This window comes from Saccharicrinis aurantiacus, from assembly GCF_001660705.2.
In the GTDB taxonomy this organism is placed as follows: Bacteria; Bacteroidota; Bacteroidia; order Bacteroidales; family Marinilabiliaceae; genus Saccharicrinis; species Saccharicrinis aurantiacus.
On sequence record NZ_LYBV02000027.1, the window covers coordinates 182,279 to 207,467 of the forward strand.

The window sequence follows — 25,189 nt, forward strand, 5'->3', positions numbered from 1 at the left end:
TTAAATTGAATTAAAGATAAAGGAAATGATACTATTTCCTTTATCTTTTTTTATTTTTGGGCTAGTGCAGAAAGTATTTCTGAATAAGACATATTTGATAGGATAGTATAATGATTCTGAAGGATAAAAAGATAATTTTAGGTTTAACCGGGAGTATTGCGGCTTATAAAGCAGCCTACTTATTAAGGTATTTAGTTAAAGAAGGTGCAGATGTGCAAGTAATTATGACGCCAGCTGCAAGAGAGTTTATAACACCAGTTACTATGTCAGCTCTATCTGGTAAGCCAGTTTTAGGTGCATTCTTCGAAAATAAAGATGGTACATGGCACAGTCATGTTGACCTAGGCTTGTGGGCCGACTTATTTTTAATTGCTCCGGCATCTGCAAATACGATGGGGAAGATGGCAAACGGAATTTGTGATAATCTATTATTGACAACCTATCTATCGGCTAAGTGTCCAGTGATGATAGCTCCGGCAATGGACTTGGATATGTTTCAGCACCCAGCCAATTTAAAGAATATTGATACGCTTATTGAATACGGTGCTCACATTATTGAACCAGGTGTTGGTGCTCTTGCTAGTGGATTACATGGTAAAGGGCGTATGGAAGAGCCTGAGCAAATAGTTGAGAAAGTAAAAGCTTACTTTGCCAACGAATTAAAAGTAGGGAAGGGTGAATTGGTAGGAAAAAAGATTCTAGTTAACGCTGGTCCTACCTACGAAAGAATAGATCCTGTTCGCTTTATTGGAAACTTTTCAAGCGGAAAAATGGGCTATGCTATTGCTGAAGAATTATCGGCGCGCGGTGCTGAAGTTACTTTAGTCTCAGGTCCTGTGAATATAGATACAGAACAACCTCGAATTAATATTATAAATGTAACTACAGCTGAGGAGATGTATGAGGTGTGTATTAAAGCCTATTCTAGCTGTGATGGTGCAATATTATCTGCTGCAGTTGCTGATTATACTCCTGTTAACTACACTGACAAAAAGATGAAGAGTGATGGTGGAGAATTAAAAGTTACTTTGTCTCCAACTCGCGATATAGCCAAGGAATTAGGAAAGATTAAAGAAGATAACCAGTTTTTAGTAGGATTTGCATTAGAAACAGATAATGCACTTGAACATGCTAACAAAAAGCTGGTTAAAAAGAATTTAGACTTCATTGTTTTGAATTCTTTAGAGAATGAAGGAGCAGGATTTGGTGTTGATACAAATAAGATTACAATTGTTACAAAGGATAATAAAATTGAAGATTATCCGTTAAAGAGCAAGAGAGAAGTTGCTTCAGATATTGTTGATAGAGTGAAGCACTTATAACTAGCTACCTATTATTTGTCCATGAAATATATTTTAATTCTATTTTTTGTTTTTTCTTCTGTGTTTGTGAAAGCACAAGAGTTGCAATGTTCAGTATCGGTAATGTCACCTAGTGTTCAAGGGACTAATAAACAAGTTTTCGAGACTTTGCAGGCTGCGATTATAGAATTTATGAATGGACAGAAATGGACCGATAATGTATTTAGTGGCGAAGAAAGGATACAGTGTAGCATCCTCATTAATATAAAGCAGATTATTTCTGTAGATGAATTTTCGGGTACATTTCAAGTTCAGCTTCGACGACCAGTTTATAATTCATCTTATAGCACAATGTTGCTGAATTATATTGATCAAGACTTTGCATTTAAATATACCGAGTATGAGCCTTTAATTTACAACCCAAATACTTTCGAAAGTAACTTAGTGGCCACTCTTGCATACTATGCCTATATCATTATTGGATTTGATTATGATTCCTTCTCTAAAGAAGGAGGAAGTAAGTATATTTCAATGGCTGAGCAAATCGTTAGTATTGCTCAAAATGCACCACAAAAGGGATGGAAGTCGTTTGAAAGTAGAAGGAATAGGTATTGGTTAGTGGAGAACTATCTGAATGAATTTCATCGCCCTTTGCGTGAATGTATGTATGACTATCACAGAAATGGGCTTGATAAGATGAGTTCAGAAGCCGAAGAGGGTAGAGCAGAAATTCTTAAAGCAATTGAAAAACTCCGAAAAGTGCAGCGTGAGAAGCCCGGTTCTTTTGCAATGCAGGTGTTTTTCGATGCTAAATCAGATGAGCTTATCAATATATTTAAAGAGTCCTTTTCAATGGAGAAAGGGCGTGCGCTAGAAGTTTTAAGCGAATGTGATCCGGCTAACGTTGATAAATATAAAAAGGCTTTTACCGGAAATTAACCTACACATTTTAGAATACTATACTTAGAAGATATGTTAAAATCGCTATTGATCTCTAATTATGCATTAATTGATAAAATTGAGATTGATTTTCAAAAAGGATTCTCAGTAATTACAGGAGAAACGGGAGCAGGAAAATCCATTATGCTTGGTGCACTTTCGTTGGTTTTAGGACAAAGAAGCGATTTGTCGGTTCTTAAAAATAAAGAGAAGAAGAGTGTGATTGAAGCTGTTTTTGATATAAAAGATCATGAGTTTCGATCTTTATTTGAAGTGGCTGATGTTGATTATGAGGAGGAAACAACTATTCGTCGCGAAATTCTAACTTCGGGTAAATCACGTGCCTTTGTAAATGACACACCGGTAAACCTCAATTTTCTAAAGTCAATTTCAGTTCAATTAATCGATATACATTCCCAGCACCAAAATTTATTGCTTGGAGATACAAAGTTTCAATTAAATATTATTGATGCGGTAGCTCAAAATTCCTCTATTCAGAAGAAGTATCAAGAAGCCTTTAAAGGATATAAAAAATTACAAAAGGAGAAGCAAGCATTAGAATTAGAGAATTCTAAATTAAAGGATGATACGGATTATATACAATTTCAATACGATCAGATTCATCAACTCAACTTACAAAGTAACGAGCAAAGTGAATTAGAAAAGAGTAGGGATGAGCTGTCTCATGCAGAAGAGATTAAAGGTGCCTTATTTGAGACAAGTCAATTATTAAATGGTGATACATCAGCCTTAGAGCAATTAAAAAGTGCCATTAGATCTATCGAGCGTGTGTCGTCATATCTTTCTGAAGGGAGTCAGTGGTTGGAAAGATTAAATTCTTCATACATTGATTTAGAGGATTTAATTTCAGAGATTGAAACCAAAGAAGAGGGCGTGGAGTATGACCCTCAGAAATTGGAAGAAACGAATGCTCGTTTAACTGAAATTTATAATTTACAACAAAAGCATAAAGTTAGTTCGGTTAGTGATTTATTAGAGATTCAGAACGCATTTGAAGAGCAGTTAGGTAAAGTAGCTTCCTTTGATGTTGAACTCGAAAAGAAAGAAAAAGAAATTAAAGAAGCTGCACTCAAATTAGGCGGCCTTGCAGAAAAGCTTACAAAGTCGCGTAAGAAAGTATTCTCATCTATTGAAAAAACCTTGAGTTCTCAATTGAAAGAACTGGGTATGCCAAATGCTCGTTTGGTTATCAATTATGCAGTGCTAGAGGAATTTAGTGATTCGGGCTTGGATGACATTTGTTTCTTGTTTTCTGCAAACAAGCAAGGAGAGTTGGCTGAAATTCCTAAAGTAGCTTCAGGTGGAGAAATGTCGAGGGTAATGCTTTGTATTAAGTCTCTTCTTTCAATATCAAGAGGATTACCTACGATTATCTTTGATGAAATAGATACTGGAGTTTCTGGTGAAGTTGCGGATAAGATGGGAGTGATTATGCAAGAGATTTCCAAGAATATTCAGGTGCTTAGTATCACCCATTTACCTCAAATTGCTGTAAAAGGGCAACAGCATTATAAAGTTTATAAATCGGATACTAAAGATGCAACTCATACAAGTATTGTAGTATTATCTTACGAAGATAGAGTAAAAGAAGTAGCAAAAATGCTAAGTGGAAGTTCGCTTAGTGAAGCCGCACTCTCTAATGCTGAAGAGTTGTTGAGCCAATCCTTATAATATTATTTCCTAATCTATTTATCAACTTATAATTAATCCTACAAAAATTAGGGATATTTTAAAAAGGACGAAACGCAATGTGCTTTCAAGTATCATTAAAATCATTAACTTTGTCAGCGTTTTTAATCCTATAGATTAAATATTTTATCGGAAGAAATTAATTCTTATTATGGACAAATACCAAATTAATCACCTTAGAGAACTAGAAGCGGAGTCAATATTTGTGCTACGTGAAGTAGCTGCTCAGTTCGAAAGACCGGTGATGCTCTTTTCAGGAGGAAAAGATTCAATAGTAATGTTTCATTTAGCACGTAAAGCATTCTATCCTGCTAAAGTACCTTTCAATTTATTACATATCGATACAGGTCATAACTTCCAAGAAACTATTGACTTTAGAGATAACTTAATGGAAAAAACGGGAGCTAAGTGTATTGTTCGTTACGTACAAGATTCTATCGACCAGGGTAAAGCTGTTGAGGAAAAAGGTATTAATGCATCAAGAAATAAGTTACAAACGGTTACTTTATTAGATGCTTTAGAAGAGTTAAAATGTGATGCCGCAATGGGTGGTGGTCGACGTGACGAAGAAAAAGCACGTGCTAAAGAGCGTTTCTTTTCACACCGTGATGAATTCGGACAGTGGGATCCTAAGAACCAGCGTCCTGAATTGTGGAACATTTTTAACGGTCGCAAAAATATGGGCGAACACTTTAGAGTTTTTCCTATAAGTAACTGGACTGAAATGGATGTTTGGCAATATATTTATATGGAGAATATTGATCTACCAAATCTTTACTTTACGCATAAGCGCGAAGTATTTAATAGAGATGGTGTTTGGATGTTTAAAGCCCCATTTATGGATCTTAAGCCTGGTGAGGAGTTAGTCGAAAAAGATGTTCGTTGTAGAACAATTGGAGATATCACATGTACAGGTTTAACGCTTTCTAAAGCAAACGATCTTGAAGACATTATTCAAGAGGTTGCTGCCACAAGAACAACTGAACGTGGAGGGCGTGCTGATGATAAGAGATCAGAATCAGCGATGGAAGACCGTAAAAAAGAAGGTTACTTTTAAACTACCCAAGAGAAAATATATTATGAGCGAGAAAAATTCAGGATATTTAGATATGGAGCTTTTACGCTTCACCACTGCAGGTAGTGTTGATGATGGAAAAAGTACTCTTATCGGAAGATTATTATATGATAGTAAGGCCATTTTTGAAGATCAAATGGAGGCTATCGAGCAAGCTAGTGAGCGTATTGGTAATGCAGATGTAAACCTAGCTCTTTTAACCGATGGTTTAAGAGCCGAGCGTGAGCAAGGTATTACAATCGACGTTGCTTACCGTTATTTTGCAACTCCTAAACGTAAGTTTATTATTGCAGATACACCAGGACATATTCAGTATACACGTAATATGGTTACAGGTGCTAGTACAGCCAATGTTGCTATCATTCTAGTTGACGCCCGTCATGGAGTATTAGAGCAAACAATGCGTCACTCATATATCGCATCTTTATTACAAATTCCTCACGTAATTTTCTGTATCAACAAAATGGATTTAGTTGATTATGCAGAGGAGAGATTTGAAGAAATTAAGTCGGATATTGATGCATTTTCATCAAAGTTAGATGTGAAAGATGTTCGTTATGTGCCTATTAGTGCATTGAACGGAGATAATGTTGTAGACCGTTCTGATAAAACAGCATGGTACCAAGGACCAACTTTATTACATTTACTTGAGAATATTCACATTAGTAGTGATATAAACCATAGCAACTTCCGCTTCCCAGTGCAGTATGTTGTGCGCCCTCAAACTGTTGAATTCCCTGATTATAGAGGATATGGTGGTAGAGTGGCAAGTGGAGCTGTAAAAGTTGGTGATGACATTACTGTATTACCTTCAGGATTTACTACTAAAGTAAAAACCATCGATTTCTTTGAGGAGACTTTAGATAAAGCGTTTGCACCTCAATCGGTAACCATTACTTTAGAGGATGAAATTGATATCAGCAGGGGGGATATGTTAGTAAAATCTGACGATGTACCTCAATCTTCACAGGATGTTGATTTAATGGTTTGTTGGTTTAACGAGCGACCATTAATTCCAAGAGGAAAGTATGTGATTAAGCATACCTCTTCGGATGCACGTTGTATGGTTACTTCGGTTCATTATAAAATGAACATTAATACTTTGGAGCAGAATACTGAGGATTTACAAGTTGGAATGAATGATATTGCGAAAGTAAGCTTAAGAGTTACTAAGCCTTTACATTTTGACTCGTACAACTCAAACAGATTTACAGGAAGTGTTATTTTAGTTGATGAAGCTACTAACGAAACTGTTGCTGCAGGTATGATTTTGTAAAAAAATATACAAATGATATAAAATGAAAGAGGGAGTCTGTTACAGACTCCCTCTTTGTTTTATAGGGTATTAAAATCCTAATAGTTTTCTTCGCTAACTTCGAAGTAAGCTTGAGAATGTAAACAAGCAGGACATTTTTGAGGCGCTTTAGCTCCCTCGTGAATGAAACCACAGTTACGACATTTCCAGATTACTTTTCCGTCTTTTTCAAATACTTTACCTTCTTCAAGGTTGCTATATAATTTACGGTATCTAGCTTCGTGATGTGCCTCTACTTTAGCAATCATTTTAAAAGCAACTGCTATTTCTTTAAAACCTTCTTCTTCTGCAATTTTTGCAAACTCAGGGTATAACTCAGTCCACTCTTCGTTTTCACCTTCTGCAGAAGCTTTAAGGTTAGCCATTGTATCACCAATAATTCCAGCAGGGTAAGTAGCTGTAATTTCAACCATACCACCTTCTAAAAACTTGAAGAAACGTTTAGCGTGCTCTCTTTCTTGCTCAGCTGTTTCCATGAAAATAGCAGCAATTTGCTCTAAACCTTCTTTTTTTGCTTGTTTTGCAAAATACGTATAACGGTTACGTGCTTGAGATTCTCCTGCAAAAGCTTTTAATAAGTTTTGTTCTGTTTTAGTTCCTTTTAAACTTGCCATAATAGTTTGTTTATTTTGTAATTAGGATATTGGGTTATATCCATTTATTTATATCCTTGAAATTGGATTTTTATTATAAGAGCAAATGTACAGAATTGACCCCTAATATAACATGGCACTCAATAATTTAGATACTTTCTTAATTGGTCGTTAGTACTAGTTATTGTGACTTGTAGCTTCAGAAAGCAGGCTCGCTGTTTTCATAAGTTGAATCATTTCAGCACGGTAGCCTTCTTCATCATTTCCTTTTGCTGAAATAGCCATTTCAATAGCTGATTGCCAAGTGGTGTTTGGTATTTTATCCTCCTTGCGTACCAACATTCCGAATTGTGCAACAGCGGCTGAATACCTAAAGTTATTACTAGTTTGGTTTATTTCACTTGGCATGGCATTAACTACTTCTTCAATTAATCGGCTCTTGTTACCATTGGGTTCTTTATACCTCAACTTTAGTGTAAGCAGCTCATTGGTATATGCCTTATCAGAACGTTTTGAATTTTGATATTTTAGTCGGCGTTTTATTGTGGTGTTTTTATTCGGAACTATTTCGTAGAGTGCTGTAACAGTATGTCCGGCGCCCATTTCACCGGCATCTTTTTGGTCATCTTCAAAATCTTCATTGTTTAACCTGCGGTTCATATAACCAATAAGGCGATACTCTTCCACGTAAGTGGGATTAAACTCTAACTGAAACTTTACATCCTTGGCAATGGTGAATAGGGTGCCTCCAAATTCGTTCACTAAAACCTTTTTGGCTTCTTTAATATTGTCGATGTAAGAATAGTTACCGTTTCCTTTATCGGCTATGGTTTCCATTAGATCATCTTTATAATTACCCATCCCGTATCCTAGAACAGATATGAAAATACCTTTGTCGCGTTTGCTTTCAATTAAACGTTCAAGTTGGTTGTTGTTACTTTGGCCCACATTAAAATCGCCATCAGTAGCCAATATAATTCTATTGTTTCCGCCATCAATATAGTTTTCTTCGGCAACTTTATAGGCTAAATCTAAACCTGCACCACCAGCAGTTGAACCACCCGCACTGAGTTTATCAAGTGCCTGTATAATGGTTTGTTTTTCGTTGGCCGATGTGGAAGGCAATACCAAGCCCGAGTTACCTGCGTACACAACAATTGCTACCTTATCTTGAGGGCGAAGTTGGTTTAATAATAGTTTAAATGATGTTTGTAACAGGGGCAGTTTATTTGCGGCAGACATGGATCCGGATACATCGATAAGAAATACGATATTGGACGCTGGTAAATCCTCCATATTTATTTCAGAGCCTTTTAATCCGATATGTAGCAGGTAGTTTTCGTTGTTCCAAGGACAGGCTGCATATTCGCTATTAATACTAAAAGGAACTCCTTTTTTTGCTTTCGAATAATTGTAATTAAAATAGTTAATCATCTCCTCAATTCTAACAGCATCGCTTGGCGGTAAAGTTCCATTATTTATGTAGCGGCGTAAATTGGTATAAGATGCAGCATCTACATCTATCGAAAATGTGGATAGTGGATCAAGCGCTACTTGTTTAAATCCACTTTGATTAGTGGTGGCATACGATTCTGTATTTTGCACCTCATTCATATAATGTATTGGAGGGGCTGCACAATATGAAGGAGCGGCCTTTTGGTAGCTAATGGCTCCGGTTACGCATCTTTTTACACGTGTGCTATAACCAACAGCAACCACTTCATCCAGTTTTACTACATCAGGAATTAGGGTAATATTTAAAGTGGTTTGCTGTGCTTTAATTTTATGTTCTTGTGTTTGGTAACCAATAATTGCAAATACCAAAGTCTGGTTTGTATTTACATTGATGCTATAAGCACCCGTAAAGTCGCTAATTACCCCAATGTTGGTGCCTTTAATATAAATACTAGTGCCAGGAATTGGATTAGATGCATCGCTAACAATACCAGTTACTTTGGCAGCAAAGGCGTTTAAGCTAAATAGGCAAATAATAACGAGTAATAAAAATTTAGAGCTTTTCATATCAATATTGTTTTAATTAATACTTTTACAATTGTTAATTTGACTATAGCATGCAAGGCAAGTGAAGATTCCATAAAATTATTTTCATTTTTTTTGATTTTATTTAGTTTGAGTGGTCAACATCATTGTTAAACAGTACTTTATTGATGGAAGCATCTTCGGAAAAATCCTTAATACAGAAATATAAAAAGAGTAATTCGGTTGATTTAGTCAGCGAATTATACAAACCTTATATGCCCTTGGTTTACGGTGTGTGTTTAAAATACCTCAGTAATAAGGAGGATGCACAAGATGCTGTGATGAATATTTTTGAGAAGCTTTTAGTTGAACTCAAGAAGCAAGACATACCGAATGATTTTAAGGTGTGGCTTTATGTGGTGAGTAAAAACTTCTGTTTAATGAAGTTGCGCAGTGATAAGAGTAAGAACAAGGCATTTGAAAAAATGTCGAGTACTATTATGGAAAATGGCTTTACACAGCATCCTATAGATGAAGAGGAAAATCCTGATTTATCAGAAGCACTTTTAAATTGTATTAAAAAATTAAAGGAAGAACAGAAAAAGGCCATTGAGTTATTCTATTTTAAAAAGGCCTGTTATAAGGATATAGCAGAGCAATTAGAGGTAGATGAAAAGAAGGTGAAGAGCAATATTCAGAATGGAAAAAGGAATCTGAAAATTTGCATTGAAGACTCTAAAGGGGAGGGTGATTATGAATAATAAGCGATACAACATACACCATATATTAACTTATCTAAAAAATAAGTTGACTAAAGAGGAGCGTTATTCTTTAGAAAAGGATATGAATGCCGATCCGTTTTTGAGTGATGCCATGGATGGTTTTGCCAAGTTATCTGCTGATGAATTATCGGATGATTTGGCACAGCTTGAGGAGCAACTAAATAATCGTGTAGAGAAAAGGAAGCCACGTAGTTTAATTGTTTATTGGGGTGTTGCGGCCTCGGTGGTACTATTAATTAGTGTGGGTGCTTTGTATTTTATTACTAGCAATACTGAGGTGAAAAAATTTCAAGTAGCACAAGAGGTAAGGGTAAAACCTGCGCCCGAAACAGTAAATTCGAAGGCTATTGTTGCGAAGAAAGAAGCAGATAAAAAGGATGTTTTGTTAGAAACAGCACAGGTGGCAGAGGAAGTTATACCTGCCCCGGCAGCACCATCTATCGCGCAAGCAAAAACTACAAATGAAACCCTTGTAACGCCCAAAGGAATTGTAGCGGAAGAAAAAATGATGCTACTTAAGGGTGAAGAACCCATTGCAGCCCCTGTTCAATCGCATGTTTTGATGGATGAGCAGGCTTCGTTAATGGCAAATAACTATCAGTTAAAAGGTGTAGTAGAGGACAGTGACGGGCCAATACCTGGTGTTTCGGTGTATATAAAAGGAACAGATACTGGAACCATTACCGATATGGATGGAGCCTACCAAATTGATGCTAAAGAGGGCGATGTTTTGGTATATGCATTTATCGGTTATGAGCAAAGGGAAGAAGAGGTAACACAAAATGTATTGGCTAAAGCCGATGTTCAGCTTAAGGAGGCGAATGTGTCTTTGGATGAGGTGGTAGCCGTTGGTTATGGGGTTCGTACCAAGAAAGAAGTTACAGGTGCTATAGCTCAGATTAAAACGAAGGAAGAAGAGAATATTTCAGTAACTAGTTTGCAAACTTATATTGATAATAATAAAAAGATAGATGCCAATAATACCATTGTTGTGGAGGCGGAATTTAGTATCAATAAGCGCGGCAAAGTAAAGGATATTAAAATATTGACTACAAACTCGGATGCCGTTAAAAAGGAAGCCAAAAGATTATTAACGAATGCTCCTGTTGAGTTGTTAAGTGGGGGTAAGGTGAGCTTTAATTTATAAATTGAGGTTCCTTCATATTACAGATCTATTTGGGATTCTAATAACAAGCAGGAAGTTTTCTATGGAACCTAACTGTTGCGGTACTATCTAAATACATTAATTGAATATTGTAATGGATTTTTGGCGGTTCTATACAAATAAGTTTACCACTATTTATTCGTAAGCCAATATTTTTCACATCCTTATATTTAATAGTTTGTAAATATCCAGCATCACCGGTTCTTTCATCAGTAGTTAAGAACATTGTTTTAAAATGCTTTTGATTTATTGATACAGTCAATGTGTCTTTATTGAAAGACTCATAGAAGGCAATTATTAAGGAGTCGTTATACATCTCCGTTCCGTCTATTTCTGGTAGGTTTACGTAGTCAATATTTACATTATACAAGCAGGTTGTATTTACTTTATTTTTGTGTTGGCACCTTGTGAAAATGAATAATACGAAAATGAATAATAAATGTCTCATATTTTTATTGAGGCTTTAATTCTTGTTGTTTTCTAGTTATTTTGAATAAAGCATAGTTTATGCCTACTGCAATTTCTAAATCAAATATAATTCAATTAACATACATGTCACAAAAAAAGGATCCTTCACCCTGTGGCTCTGCATCCTTTTCTTTTTCCTCCATGTAAATGGAATGTTTTTATTGGGCTTCTATCTCAGCTTCGCTATTGCGAGTGGCTCTTGATTTTACATATGCATCCTGAGCAGTAATATAAGTATTGGCTGCTTTCAGGCATTGGTAACAAGCTGCATCGTCGTTGAGGTTGGCAAGCCCTTTAAGTATATCGAGCCACATGCAAAACTGTTTTTGTATAGTGCTACGTATTTCTCTCACCTTAGGCGTTTGCTTTTTACTTTTGTTTCCGCGTGCGCTATCAAAATCCTTATAGGCTTTTACCGAAGTATTTAATTTAGCCAAGTCCTTACTCAAGTCAAGAGTCTCAAAATGGATGGCGTTATCCGCCTTATTCCATACCAATAATACTCGATCCAATTCTTCGGTTTCAATATCCAATGCTAAGGAATCGAGGTTTATATCAAAACTATTGAATACTGAAAGCAAAGCCTCAGCAGCCTTGTTTTTGGTTTCATCGCGAATCAGTTTATTGGCCTGAAGCATATTGCGTATGTAAATAAAATCGGTATCGCGCTCCGCATCTACACTACTTCGGTGAACTTGTTTTTTTTCGTTGCTTAATATCTGATCTAAAATAGCGATGTTCTCACTCAGCTTACTTAAACCCAAATAAGCTATATGTTCGCTAGTTAGGTTTGATGTGGCAACAGTTCCGGTAACAGTTTTTACTAGGTTTAGAAAGCGATCGTTTGTTAAGTTGGCATAGGATACTGATTTGCGATTTATGTAGGCACTTGCTGTATTTAGTTTCATAATTTATGTTTTAAATGATGCCCTGCTTTTTTTATGCAAGGCGGTAAAAAGTTAAAATGGAGCTTGCATAAAATATTAATGCCTGTTTTTTATCAGAATATGCATCACTTTTTTTTATGCAAGCCATATGCGAAGAAAAATAAGCCTTGTATTTTTTATGCAAGTAATATCTGATGAAAATAGAGCTTGCATAAAAAAATAATTGCTCCATCGTAGTTCTGGAGCGCTTGCTTTTTTTATGCAGGCCACATTTCAGAAAAAAACGATGTTGAATAAAAAAAGCATCTTATTTTAATCGACTTAAATTAGAGTAGAATAAAGTGGGTGGAGACTTGTTTGCAACAAAAAAGCACTGCAGTGCCCTGTTACGTGGTTTGCTTGCAGTAAACTGGATTCTATAAAAAATAGAAAACAAGGGCAAGTATCGTTTTACTGATAAGTGAGCGTTATTGAGCACTTTATGGGTTCGGATTTGTTGGGTTAAAATTCTATATCTAAGATAAATGAAGCCTTTATGTTATCATAATTGTTGGTCCTCGGAATTGATAAGTGTTAGATAATGAAGTGTTAATGGTTAATTTATTGGGGTGAATGTATTATTCAGCCCATAAGGAGCTGATGAATTTATTCGCGAGAAGTGGTGAAATAAAAAAACGCCTTTGGAACATTTTCCAAAGGCGTTTCGGCATCTATAAACAATTTGCTATAATAATAGCAACAAACTAATACGTTTATTGTAGTACAACGAAAAGGCTATGCTTTTCGTATATGAAGATAAAAAAATGCGCGCTCAAAATACATTATAAGTCCGTATTTACTTCTTTTGCCAAGCTCTAAAATAATCCACTTTATAAACTTCGTTAAGTCTGTTATCGTCGGGTAGGGCCCCAAACCACTTGTTACTTTCGCAGTTAAAGTTGATTTCTAAAGGCTGGTGCCAATGTGTATTTTCGGCAGTGCGAAACAGTACCCCATCAATGTAAAAACGGATGTAATCTTCGTCCCACTCTAAACCCCAAGTATGGTAATCTTCTTGCAATTTAAATGGGATATAATATTTGCTGTTACGCGAAAAATGCTCTTTTACATCACCCTTATCCTTTGGTGCTCTAAACACATGAATGTTTGAATTCAGGTCGTTTTCATTGTCGTGATTACCCGGACAGTTCTCACAAATATCTATTTCAGTCCACCAATCTTTACTTACGTTGGTCATCCAAAAACCCGTTACCCAAGGGGCATCCATTGGCTTTAAGCGCGCCTCAACATATCCGTACAGTAATTTCTTTTTACTTTTTATAAAACCCGTTGAATGCGTAAAGCCTTCTGGTAGTTGTTCATCGCCATGTTGGTTTACCTTAATAATTAAGTTACCATCGTTTAAAGAAACATTTGAACCATGGAAATAAGTTGGCTGGCGCCCTTTCCAACCCGGATTGTTTGGGTGCCATTTTTTCGTATCTAAGGTGTTGGCATTAAACTCATCGCTATACTCAGGTAGCATTTTCCATTTGCCATTATTTTTTTGATCAGATAAAGGATATTTGTTGTTTTTTCGGCTAGGCGCATTGCTAAAATCAACGCTATCCTTATAAAACTTTTTAGGTTTGGTAAGGCCTTGTGCCGTTGTTTTCTTTTTTGTAGGCGTATTTTCTTGAGCGTTTATGGCGCCAATTGTCAGTAGTAATACCAGAGTAGTTAAAAGTTGTTTGATAGTCATTTTGTATGTTGTTTAAATTATTTATTCCAGTTATCGGTTCTGAATGATGAAGCGGGCAATCCGTATGTATTGTATAATGTTTATCATTTATACCTTATACTTTTTACCTTATTCTAGTACATTCAGTTTAACAGAGCTAATAAAGCCTGTACCATCGTCAAATGTGATGCTTAATTTATTCTCATTTTTTAGCAATTCACTTGGTATCTCAATGTCAATTACTCCAAAAAATCCATTTTTAGTTCTGTCTTTCTGATCGTAACCTTTCCAATTGGTTGGGAAGCTGATTTCAGCATCATTAAATAGAATTTTGGCATTTAGAGCCTGTTCCAATGGGCGAGAAATTCCCAGTTTTAAAGTAGCACTTTGTGCTTTATCAGTAGCCGCTATACTAAAGTTGATACCTTGATTGGCTTCAATCTCTTTAAGATACTCGCTGGCATAATAGATCTTATTTTGAAGGGTCTTTTTTTGCTTCACCTTTTTACTGAAAGTGTACTCTAGTATGATGGCTTCATCGGCACCAATGCTAAGCGATTGTAAATTATTATCAGCTTCAGTAATGGTTAAGGCTGGTGCATCATCCTTCAAAAAAAGTCTGCGAACCTTTAGGTTTTCTACTTTAGGCAGATTGATAGTGTTTAGATCTAGGGTTTCTTTGCCTTCAAGGTTACTAAAGGCGATGTAGGCCTTGTTGCCATCAACAAAGGCATGACTTAAGATATCCGGATTTGAAGTTTTCACCGAGCTGTAATTTCCTTCTACACCTTTCCAAAACTCATAAATTTTCATTAGATGAGTCCACTCATATTCATCATTTACTTTACGTAAACTTACCCATGGGTATGGATTCCCTTCGGGGTTTTTATACCACTTGGCCTTACCTGTAATAAAAGAAACTACCTTTTCTATTTCATCAGGTCTATCCATAAATTGCATAATTTGATGGTTAATGGAACGGATGTTTTTCCAATCGCGTAAGGCACTGTATGGCGTTCCGAACCAATCAGGGCGCGTTATTCCATGTTCTGATAAAACAATTGGCTTGGGCTTTCCCCATTTAATGGCGCCATAAGCATTTATAATATCCATGATGGCCTCGGCATTACTGCCTGAACGGAACGAATCGCCACCAGTTACGTTTTTGCCATCGTAAATATGAAAAGAAAGAAAGTCTAGGTCATCACCCGCCACATCCATAAACATTTTCATGCGCTCTTGCCAATGGCGGAATTCCCATAGCTCAAACGAGGGCCATGCCGAAGCAAATCCGCCCACTTTTACTTCAGGCACTTCAGCTCTGACAGCTTTAGCCACCTGAGCATGCATGCGTGCCATTTCAATTCTAACTTGTTCTTGCGTAATTCCACTTCCTTTTGTTGCCACAGATTTGGCGTGTACATAAGGTTCGTTTAGTGGCTCAAAGTATTTTGGTAGGGGAATATATCCGTTGGCATCTTTACCGTAATAGTTTTTAAAATTGAAAACGGCATACTCAGCCTCGGCAGAATAATCGGCATCTACACCCTTCCACTTAAAACCTTTGGTGCCTGTTTTACCAGGAGGGTGATTGGTAGAAATCATTGTTTCCTCCATGCTGGTATCCCCTTTTCTCCACTTTAGGGTATTTTTTCTATTTTTTTTAAGTTGCGATAAATACTCCTCGCGTGGAAGCGCCATTTTTTCTTCGGCCTCGCCTAAACGTGGCCCTCCAAAACTGCGACCAAAGCCAACACCGAGGTCTTTAATATACTGTAGTTCGTCTTCGCTAAACTCAGCAGAAGAAGCGTGCATGTTAAAGAATTTTTCGCGTTGTAGTTGCGATATATTACCGTATTGCTTTTTGGTATTCACATCTATATCTACCTTAACCTGTGCGGTTCCCAAAAGAGGTATGCAGAGTAATAGTGCTGTTTTTAATACTTTCATATGTATTGCTTTTTAATAAAAAAGGTCTGTTTTATTCTAATATTAGGCATCAATATTAGAGAAAACAGACCTTATAAAGGGTAACAAACTAATCACAAATTAGGGGGCTTTACTTTATAAGTCCCTAATCATATTATTTCGATGTTAATTCAATGCTTTTACCCACCATGCCATCTGATTGAATATTGAGTTTGATGGTTCCGGCTTCTTTTGTTGATTGTAGAATAACCAAACACTTACTGTTAAATGCGCTGTGCTTATTGGCTTTAAATGCTTCGTGACACATATTGTCACCATTGCCGACACCCGCTATGCTTGCTGGGCCTTCCACACTAAAGTTTAGCATGTTGTTTGCTTTTGGGGCAACATTACCATCCTTATCAGTAAGGGTACACTCCACATAAATTAAATCTTGCCCGTTGGCCTTCATCTCATTTTTGCGTGTTTTTACCTCAATGGTATTGGCTTTACCTGCTGTAGCCACAGTTTTACTTGCTACCGCTTGGTTATTATTATAGGCAACCGCCTTTAAAACACCAGGCTTATAAATCACTTCCCACTCTTGGTATTCAACATCTTCAGTTTCGTTTTTTTGCTTGCCTAAGCTTTTTCCATCCTGAAATAATTCAACTTCTTGTCCGTTGGTATAAGCATAAACCGTTACTTTTTTGCCTTCCATTCCATCTAAATTCCAATGTGGATAAATGTGTACCATTGGCTCTTCGGTCCACTGCGATTGGTAAAAGAAATAGCCATCCTTAGGGAAACCGCATAAATCAATAGGTGCAAATGATGAGGAACGTGCAGGCCACCCAAAAGGAATCACCTCGCCTAAATAATCCCATCCAGTCCATATAAACATACCCATCATATGCGGCCTGGTTTTTACAATGCGCCAGGCTTCCATTCCTACTTCTCCTCTGATATCGCGTTTTTCTACCCATTCATAGGCATCATCGTGTTTGTAGTTGAGTTTATCCCACCATTCTTGTTTTTCTTTGCCATATAAATAAGTGCCACGTGGGTAAAACGATTGTGCCGACTCGTGCTCGGTAATAACTGCCATAGTATTTGGCTGCGCTTTGCGCTCCTTCGTTAAACCATCGTCCTTAATGTAGTTGTAGCCATAAATATCACTTGTTGCCACGGCATCGCTATTGGGCCACTTGTTCCAACCATAACCATAAACTCCATTGGTTACAGGTCTATAATCGAGCTGATGCACAATATTTGCCAAACGTTCACCAATAGGCGCACCCTCGGGATTCATCATTTGTACAATTTCGTTACCAATACTCCACATGGCTATTGATATATGGTTTCGGTCTCTAAGTAAACAGTCTGTTAAATCCGTATCGGCCCACTCTTTAAACTCATTGGCATAAAAATCAACCGGAATGCGAATTTTCTTTCCATCCTGCACTGTAGTGGGCGATTTAATTTTCTCCCACTCATCAAATACTTCGTTCATAACAATGAATCCCATACTATCGCAAACCTCTAAAAACTCCTCAGAAAAAGGATTGTGTGCCGTTCTTATTGCATTACAGCCCATTTCGCTCAAAACTTCAAGCTGTCGCTCAATGGTTCTGCGGTGAATGGCTGCACCCAAGGGACCACCTGCATGGTGTAAGCAAACACCCTTTAGTTTTGTGTGCACGCCATTAATAAAGAATCCCTTATCGCTGCTGTATTCAAATTTGCGAATACCTGTTTTGTTTTCTTCAGAATACATTACCTGACTACCACTTAATAATTCTGTTTTTATGGTATACAGATGTGGATTGTTTTGGCTCCAAGCCCTTGGATGCTCTAATTTAACAATCGATTTAAAGGTGTTTTCTTCCTTTGAAGCTAATTGAGCGGCCTCTTCGTATTGTGTAACTTGTTTGCCATTAGCATCTATTACAGTATGGCGTATGGTAAATACGTATTTTTTATCGAAGTCGTTTTTAACGCATGTTTCTATATTCAGGTTGGCTTCGCTTCCGTTATAATCGTTGCTATGGATGTAGTTGCCCCAAACCGGAACATATAATTTATCGCTAACAATTAAATGTACATGACGGTAAATGCCGGTTCCTGTATACCATCTTGATCCAGGTTGCGCAGAATTGTCGAGTTTAACAGCTATAGTGTTTTCTCCACCATAGTTGAGGTGATCTGTTAAGTCGTAATGAAAAGCAATGTAACCCAAAGGCCTTTTGCCCAAGAGGTGGCCATTAATATATACTTCGGAGTTGCGGTAAGCTCCATCAAAGTAAATTACAAATCGTTTGCCTTGGTCTTTGGCAGATACCTCAAACGATTTACGATACATACACTTTCCGGCAGGCAACCAGGCGCCACGCGAAAACGAGGCATTTTCTTTACTAAAAGGTCCTTCGATACTCCAATCGTGAGGTAAATTTACATTATCCCATTGCGAATCATCAAAGATGGTTTGTTGGGCATTTTTAATATCTCCTTTTACAAATTTCCAATCGAAATCAAAAAGGTGTTTTCCGTTTTTTGTCTGCTGTTCGCTGGTGCAAGAGAATAGTGTAATGCAACAGATAAATACAGTTAGTGATTTAATTATTGAGTTCATTAAATATTATTTTGTGTTAATTATTGAATTATTTTGTTGCCTGCAAAGTATGAAAATACCATTCGATTGGTTATTTAATGTGATGCTCAACTGTGGATTAACCGTTATTTAACCTTTTTAACAATGCTGATTTTAACCCCTTTATAAAGATTTAAATTAACCCCATATTTTAAATCAGTTTTATATTTTTGTAAGCATGAAAAAGATCGATACCACCCACGATGTAGATGAGGCACTCCAAAAAATTTGCAGTCATCCAATTTTTGAAAAATCGCCCCGAAATATTCGGCTCTTAAAATTTCTAGTAAATCAAGCTAAGGAAGGAAATGATGTAAAAGAGCATATTATAGGTTTAGAATTATTTGAGCAAAACTACGATCCTGAAAAGAACGATGGAAAGGTTAGGGTATACATGTATAACCTTAGGAAGAAACTATCGGAGTATTACGATGCGGTTGGTACTAGTGATGCTATTATTTTTAATGTAGAGAAAGGGCAATATAACTTAAGTTATGGCGCTAAAAGTACAGGGGATGCAGAAGCTTCAAACACCGTATTGAAGTTGTCGCTTACCAAGCAACATTTAAGCGTGTTAGGTATTATAGCTTCTGTACTGGTTTTAGTGGCGTTTTTATATCCTACAAAAAATACTTTTGTTTGGGATAACTACTTTAAACCCAAAGCTAAAACCATTTGTGTTGTGGCGGATCATATGATGTTGCAGCAAAAACAGGTGAATGGCAATTGGCAACCTACTTTTATATCGGGCATAAACTCAGAAAGTGATTTACTTAAATATTTAGGAAAGAATAAGAAGGAACAAATTAGAGCCACCGATTATACTATGATGACTAAGATGGCACCTTTTGTGATACATACCCTTTGCAATTGGTTTGCGGATAATGATAGTCGTTTTGAGGTGTGTTTAGAGTCTGACTTTAAGCTTGAGGAAATTAGAAACCACAATATTATTTATGTGGGACAGAATAAAACCATGAAAACTTCCAAAGCATTATTCCTGCGTAATAGTAAGCAATTTGAGATATTTAGAGATGGATATACGAGCTCCAAGCCCAATGAGGTTGATACATATGCTACCACCTTTGATGATGAGGCGAGGGTAGAGTATGCCATGGTATCTTACGCACCACTGGAGAATGGCAATACTGCTATTTTTTTAACATCGAATAATGATATTGGAACTTTGGCAACGGTTCGAAATTTCACTAATATGGATTGGTTAAAAGAATTTTATGAAAAAATGCCCGATGGAAATCCATATTTTAATGCTTTATTTGAAGTAAGCGGATTACGCAGAACCGATACAAGTTGCTCACTGGTTGAGTTAGAAATATTAAATGGTACACTTTAAATAACTTCTATAATAAACAATAGCCTAGGAAGAAAATGAATATTCAATTAAATGAACTTAACGAATCTGATTTAGAGATAGTAAAAGAAATTTACGACTATTATATAATTAACTCTACTGCCACATTTCATACTGAGCATATTTCTATAAACGAATTGAAAGAGTTTATGTATGTGGGTGATGCTAAATACAAATCGTACTTAGTTGAATTTGAAGGAGAGGTTTGCGGATATTGTTATTTAGCACCGTATAAGAAGCGCCAAGCATATGCAAAAACAGCAGAAGTTACCTTATACTTAAAGCCAAATTTTGGCGGTAAGGGTATTGGGAAACAAGTATTACTGATGATTGAAAAAATCGCCTTGCAGAATGGAATCAATAATTTATTGGGAATAATTACGGGTGAAAACCTAAATAGCATTAAACTATTTGAGCGTTGTGGCTATAATAAGTGTGGGCATTTTGTAAAGGTAGGAGAGAAGTTTAATCGCTTACTCGACGTGCTGGCTTATCAGAAGATATTGGGGTAGTATTGAAATCTATTTGCGCATAAAAAAAGCGGTCTCCTCATTAGAAGAACCGCTTTTTGTCCTTATACCCGTTATTTACCTTTTAATAAATTGATGGTGACTAGTGCCTTGTTTTGATTGAATCTTTAGTAAATAATATCCTGTATCAAGATCGGAGATGTTTATTTGGGATTGCTCACTGCGCAACATTTCTTTTCCAGAAGCAGACAGTACCGTATAATTGGCATCCATATTAATGCCCTTTACCGTAATAAACTTTTCAGCAGGATTTGGGAAAAGCGTCACATTTTGGTGTGCAGTATCACTGAGACTTGTACCTGTTGCTTTTATAGTAATATTAACATCAATATTATCAGAGCCTTCGTTATTACTTACGCCTAAATTTATTTTTATTACAGAATCGTTAGCAACATATGGAGCCGTAAAACTTAGTTTGTGTTTATAGGCAACGCCATCTTCTATTTCTTCGGGGGCAGACCAAATGTAATCAAGCTCTTTACCGATAGAACCATGAGCATAAAGAGTGACCTCTTCTCCCGCATTCACAGTAACATCGCTACAAATAGCTTTAATTTCTTCAGTTTTTATAATACCTTTTGACCAGCCGCTTCCCCATGAGGCACACCATAAAAGACTTTCGTTATAAGGGTCGGGCATAACTTCTACAATTTTATTGGGCTGACCTAAGTTATTGTTTACCTTTTCCCAACTATTACCTGCATCAAAAGAAAGGTAAACACCAGGGTTCATAAAGTCTTCAGCGAGGCTAGCCGACTGCCCCCCACAACTAATTACTAATAAATCGGGGTTAATTGGGGAAGTTTCTGCTTGCCAAACAGATGGAGCTATAAAAATGCGAGTCCATGTACTTCCGTTATCTATACTTTTCCATACACCACCTTCGCTAATATCAGTGCTTCGTTCTCCTGTACAAATATACATATGGCCAGTAGACTTATTCATATGGAAATAATTAACCGACTTAACCGCATCTGGCGTATTTATCTTGGTCCAGTTAATACCTTTATCAGTCGATTTATATAAACCACCATTTTTATTAAGCGATGCATATAAAGTTTCTGGATTATCGTGGTCCAGTACTATTCTTCGTACACTGCTATTGCTAGGCATACCTGCAGTGCTTAATGTCCAGTTATAGCCTCCATCCGTTGAGCTATAAACACCGTATCCGCCTTTAGTTAAAACGTCCTCATCAACGCTTGAGCCAACTTCAGAGAGCGTTTTTTTTATGGAACAGAAATACATATTATCAGGATTTACGGGATCAATTACTAATGAATATTGAATAGCTAAACCTTCCCAACTGTCGTTGCTGGCTTCAAAAATTGTGGCAATATTTTCCCAAGTAGCACCACCATCAGTAGTTCGTCTTAATTTACCTCTGTGCGATTGTCTCCAACTCAATATATATATCGTGTTTGGGTCGTTAGGATGTACTGCAACAGTTGATATAGAATGCGCTCCACCATCGTGAACTTGCCCTTCAATTTGTGTTACAGCTACAGCTTCCTTATCAAGCCAATCACCATTATCAACCGTTTTCCATAAGCCATGCTCTCCTGAGCAAAGTAACTTTCTATCTGGGATTCCTGTTTCATGTAAAATAAATCTACCAGGAAGGTTACTATCTCCACGACCGATCCAAGCTTTGCTACCTTCCTCAGTTTCATAATCATCAACCTGTTCCCAACTTTCGCCATGATCGTTAGAACGCAATGTTTGCTGATCAATGCCAATAAATACCTCTCCATCAGCATTTATAGCAAGCATCCGGTTACCCGATGTAGCAGAGCTATGATCCATTTCGCGCTGAAGGTGGGCATATTTTATATTTGCACCAGTAGGATTATTTCTACTTTCCCAATAGGATTTGTTGGTATCGTTAATCCAATAGCTGCCATCCCTAGCACAGGTAATCCAATTTAAGCCGCCATCGGTAGTTTTCCAAAGTTCTCCTGGTCCAAAACTCTTATCGTGCTTTTTATTATGACAGATATAAATTTCGTTTTTATCAAGAGGATTCACAACAATTCGGTTGTATGTAGGAAATGCAATGCTTGGATAATCAGTATATTTTGCCTCCGAATCAGAGCTTGAGATGCCAAACCAATTACCTACTGTTTTATGAAAGAAATTGAGTTCAGTACTACTAGTAATTTGTGTCATATCAATGGCTATATTACCTGATATATTCTGCCAAGTATTTCCATTATCTGTACTCTTGTATACTCCTCCTTTACATTCTACGGTGTTTCCTTTGTCTTCAAAAAAGGTTTGTTCAATACAGTATAGTATAAATTCGCTGTTGCCATCATAATACATACATAAGTCGCGGGGTCGGTTATTGGGTAAGCCCGAAGCGCTCGAAATCCAGGTTGTGCCACCATCTGTACTGCGGTACATACCTTGCCCTGTTGCTATAATCATTATATCGGGGTCAATCGGACTAATAATAATTCGCCCCACATCTAAATCATCCGAAATATCAGTTGCTATTTTAGTCCAGCCAGCACCGGCATCTGTGGTTTTAAGGATATAGCCATAACTGGCAGAGCTGGATTGCGTTCCTTGTGGTTTTTCAGCTGAACGATGATTGTTTTTAATATCCCAAAAGCCACCAGCACCAATAAACCATGTTTGATCATCTTCAGGATGAATGGCTATCTTAGTGTGCATATTATAAGTGTTGTCAATGGTTTTTGGTAGTGTAGAAACCTGAGTCCAATTTCGTCCTCGATCCTGCGTGGTATAAACCCAACCACGTCGCTCCAAAGCTACCCCATAATCAGGATTTTGAAGAGAGAACTTAATATCTAGAGTACGTTCTAAATCAATACCTAAGCCATCTTGGTCTTTGATGGTGTACCACGATTCTCCATTATCCCAAGTGCCATAGGTTACATGCATATCAGGTCCCATAAACATGGTGTTAACATCGGTTGGATGACACCAAAACTCTTCATTATAGCCCGACATACCAGGGCCAAATTGTGTCCACTCAACTTTATCGCTCGATGCGATTCTTTGGGTTCTAATGGTTTCAAAAAAGTCCACCTCTGGTTCTTTGTAAATCGGATTCAGAACAGCGTAATTTTCACTTTCGCTGATGTGCCATGTTTCTATAAAATCGAAAGTAGTGTAGCTGCCCTCGTCTGAAAGCTGCGAAGCATTTAATTCAGTCGCATTTGCATCAATAGCTGCAGTACTTGTGGCAAAGAATGCATTACTCGGGGCAATACCATTTTTGTTATTGTCGTCAGCATCATTTTGTATAGTAACAATGGCATTACCACTCGAAACACTGCCATAAAATGCCACTCTATTAATGGAGTGCTCACCTCTATTAACTCCAACAATACCGCCAATACCCCAGTTCCCAATTATGTTGGATGAACTGTAACAATCTTCAACCGTTTTATTGCCGCCAGAAAAAAGTGCACCTACTATGCCTCCAGTCCAGCCTCCTGAGCCTACATCTAATGTACCACCTTCTGAATAGCATTGGGTAATAGATCCGCCATCAAGAACACCTGCAATGGCACCGGTGCGACTAAATCCATCTCCTTGAAACGAGATATTAATGATACCCACGTTGCTTACATTACCGTTAAGTGCACCGAATAAGCCCACACCTAGCGTTTTTTCGTTATCTAAATCTATACCAGGGGTATTAATATTTAAGTTAGAGATGGTATGTTTTTTACCATTTACATCTCCAATAAACACTTGTTCTGTGCTGCCAATTGGTGTAAATGTAACCCCATCCATGTTAATATCATCTTCAAGTACAAAAGAGTAATTCATACTCCATTCAGAAGGAGTGTTAGATAGGTAACTTAAATGTGAAGGGGTTCTTAGGATGAATGGATCATTGGCTGACCCGTTACCTCCACCATAGCTTTGCGCATAAGTAAGTAGTGTACTTATAATAAGTACAATTGATGTAGTTATTCTTTTCATTAACATAGATTTATTTTTTCGGAGTAAAAGTAGCTAAAACAGGAATGAAAATAGGACGAATAAGATATCTGGATTAAGGGGGATAATGAATAACTGATATTAGAAAAACAGGATTCCACCGCCATCATATAACTTTTCGTTTGAGAGTATTTCTAATTTAAAACTGTGTAAAGTTAGAAAGTCATGGAACTGCTCTCCATCTTGATGAAGAAGCGGATTACCCAAGGTAAAAACGGTATTGTTAAATATGCCACAGCACCCGCCAAAAAAGCCGTTTCTGTGGTCAATAATACGAATGTCAGAGGGATCAAAATACAGAACTTCCCAATTGTGTGTGCGTAGTTTTTTTAGCACTCCATGGTCGGAACTTACAGCTAAGCCATGGCGCAAAACCAAAGTGGTACATCGGGAATAGGCTTGTGGTAGGTTTATAAAAGTAGCATTAGTATTTATATTAAGAATTGTTGCATCGGTAAAGCCTTTTTTATGCAGAATGGCTGCTTCTGTGACAATGCAATTATAAGGTGTGCTACCAATTAAATCAGTACCTACTGTAGATTCTCCAAATTGATAGGGGATATGTTTTTTATTAAAAAGCTCAACTATTTTTGATGGGATATTGGGGGCAATTATATTGCTATTTTTGCTTTGATGAATAAAAACATCTGGATGGCAGGAAACCGCATTGTAGGTAATACCTTTGCTTTTAAATCCTTCAATATTTTCAGCAAAAGGCATGAGTTTGTTGCGTACAGTGCTAATGATACGATTATCAACTAGAACAAGTTTTGCTTTTTTTATGGTTTCCATATTGATGAGATGAAAAATTAG

General features: G+C 37.0%; 18 protein-coding genes. 9 read left to right on the top strand and 9 right to left on the bottom strand.

Features of this window, described 5'->3' with window-relative positions; all coding sequences use genetic code 11:
* Positions 1 to 110: 110 nt before the first annotated feature.
* From coaBC to cysN, 5 genes are all read left to right on the top strand, one after another.
* Positions 111 to 1,322, top strand: a complete 1,212-nt coding sequence (gene coaBC, locus A8B35_RS12250) for a bifunctional phosphopantothenoylcysteine decarboxylase/phosphopantothenate--cysteine ligase CoaBC (RefSeq protein WP_245820788.1) — start codon at positions 111 to 113, stop codon at positions 1,320 to 1,322.
* Between the two features lie 21 nt (positions 1,323 to 1,343).
* The gene (gene porD, locus A8B35_RS12255) at positions 1,344 to 2,240 is read left to right on the top strand and encodes a type IX secretion system protein PorD (RefSeq protein WP_075603059.1); all 897 of its coding nucleotides are present in this window, start codon (positions 1,344 to 1,346) and stop codon (positions 2,238 to 2,240) included.
* 33 nt (positions 2,241 to 2,273) lie between these two features.
* Complete coding sequence (recN, locus tag A8B35_RS12260; RefSeq protein ID WP_075603060.1) at positions 2,274 to 3,932, top strand: DNA repair protein RecN; 1,659 nt, start codon at positions 2,274 to 2,276, stop codon at positions 3,930 to 3,932.
* Between the two features lie 169 nt (positions 3,933 to 4,101).
* Positions 4,102 to 5,007 (top strand): sulfate adenylyltransferase subunit CysD, encoded by a 906-nt coding sequence (gene cysD / locus A8B35_RS12265; RefSeq protein ID WP_075603061.1) that lies wholly within the window; start codon positions 4,102 to 4,104, stop codon positions 5,005 to 5,007.
* 22 nt (positions 5,008 to 5,029) lie between these two features.
* Positions 5,030 to 6,301, top strand: a complete 1,272-nt coding sequence (gene cysN / locus A8B35_RS12270) for a sulfate adenylyltransferase subunit CysN (protein ID WP_245820789.1) — start codon at positions 5,030 to 5,032, stop codon at positions 6,299 to 6,301.
* 77 nt (positions 6,302 to 6,378) lie between these two features.
* Here the strand turns inward: cysN and rbr are convergent, their stop codons facing one another.
* Entirely contained in the window at positions 6,379 to 6,954 is a 576-nt protein-coding gene (gene rbr, locus A8B35_RS12275; RefSeq protein WP_075603062.1) for a rubrerythrin, read from the bottom strand.
* Positions 6,955 to 7,110: 156 nt separating this feature from the next.
* Entirely contained in the window at positions 7,111 to 8,955 is a 1,845-nt protein-coding gene (locus tag A8B35_RS12280; RefSeq protein ID WP_075603063.1) for a vWA domain-containing protein, read from the bottom strand.
* A 146-nt stretch (positions 8,956 to 9,101) separates the two neighbouring features.
* Here A8B35_RS12280 and A8B35_RS12285 point away from each other — a divergent pair, with 146 nt between their 5' ends.
* Together A8B35_RS12285 and A8B35_RS12290 are read left to right on the top strand one after the other, a co-directional pair.
* Positions 9,102 to 9,674, top strand: a complete 573-nt coding sequence (locus A8B35_RS12285) for an RNA polymerase sigma factor (RefSeq protein WP_075603064.1) — start codon at positions 9,102 to 9,104, stop codon at positions 9,672 to 9,674.
* Complete coding sequence (locus A8B35_RS12290; RefSeq protein ID WP_075603065.1) at positions 9,667 to 10,842, top strand: carboxypeptidase-like regulatory domain-containing protein; 1,176 nt, start codon at positions 9,667 to 9,669, stop codon at positions 10,840 to 10,842. Before A8B35_RS12285 ends, A8B35_RS12290 begins: the two co-directional genes overlap by 8 nt.
* Positions 10,843 to 10,879: 37 nt before the next feature.
* Here the strand turns inward: A8B35_RS12290 and A8B35_RS12295 are convergent, their stop codons facing one another.
* The 5 genes from A8B35_RS12295 to A8B35_RS12320 form a co-directional block, all read right to left on the bottom strand.
* The gene (locus A8B35_RS12295) at positions 10,880 to 11,230 is read right to left on the bottom strand and encodes a hypothetical protein (RefSeq protein ID WP_139314882.1); all 351 of its coding nucleotides are present in this window, start codon (positions 11,228 to 11,230) and stop codon (positions 10,880 to 10,882) included.
* A 256-nt stretch (positions 11,231 to 11,486) separates the two neighbouring features.
* Positions 11,487 to 12,236 carry a DUF6261 family protein gene (locus tag A8B35_RS12300; RefSeq protein ID WP_075603067.1) on the bottom strand — a complete coding sequence of 250 codons (750 nt, stop codon included), beginning with the start codon at positions 12,234 to 12,236 and terminating at the stop codon, positions 11,487 to 11,489.
* 814 nt (positions 12,237 to 13,050) lie between these two features.
* Positions 13,051 to 13,956 carry a family 16 glycosylhydrolase gene (locus tag A8B35_RS12310; RefSeq protein ID WP_075603069.1) on the bottom strand — a complete coding sequence of 302 codons (906 nt, stop codon included), beginning with the start codon at positions 13,954 to 13,956 and terminating at the stop codon, positions 13,051 to 13,053.
* 108 nt (positions 13,957 to 14,064) lie between these two features.
* The gene (locus A8B35_RS12315; protein WP_075603070.1) at positions 14,065 to 15,885 is read right to left on the bottom strand and encodes a hypothetical protein; all 1,821 of its coding nucleotides are present in this window, start codon (positions 15,883 to 15,885) and stop codon (positions 14,065 to 14,067) included.
* Positions 15,886 to 16,018: 133 nt separating this feature from the next.
* A complete protein-coding gene (locus A8B35_RS12320; protein ID WP_083634434.1) occupies positions 16,019 to 18,475 on the bottom strand; it encodes a sugar-binding domain-containing protein in 2,457 nt (818 codons plus the stop codon).
* A gap of 196 nt (positions 18,476 to 18,671) precedes the next feature.
* Here A8B35_RS12320 and A8B35_RS12325 point away from each other — a divergent pair, with 196 nt between their 5' ends.
* Both A8B35_RS12325 and A8B35_RS12330 read left to right on the top strand, forming a co-directional pair.
* Positions 18,672 to 19,847, top strand: coding sequence for a helix-turn-helix domain-containing protein (locus A8B35_RS12325; protein WP_075603071.1), 1,176 nt, complete (start codon positions 18,672 to 18,674; stop codon positions 19,845 to 19,847).
* A gap of 35 nt (positions 19,848 to 19,882) precedes the next feature.
* Positions 19,883 to 20,377, top strand: coding sequence for a GNAT family N-acetyltransferase (locus tag A8B35_RS12330; RefSeq protein WP_075603072.1), 495 nt, complete (start codon positions 19,883 to 19,885; stop codon positions 20,375 to 20,377).
* A 75-nt stretch (positions 20,378 to 20,452) separates the two neighbouring features.
* On the opposite strand, the gene A8B35_RS12335 is transcribed toward A8B35_RS12330, so the two are convergent.
* Entirely contained in the window at positions 20,453 to 24,358 is a 3,906-nt protein-coding gene (locus A8B35_RS12335) for a VPS10 domain-containing protein (RefSeq protein WP_171973202.1), read from the bottom strand.
* A 99-nt stretch (positions 24,359 to 24,457) separates the two neighbouring features.
* Positions 24,458 to 25,168, bottom strand: coding sequence for a DUF6873 family GME fold protein (locus A8B35_RS12340; protein ID WP_075603074.1), 711 nt, complete (start codon positions 25,166 to 25,168; stop codon positions 24,458 to 24,460).
* Positions 25,169 to 25,189 lie beyond the last annotated feature (21 nt).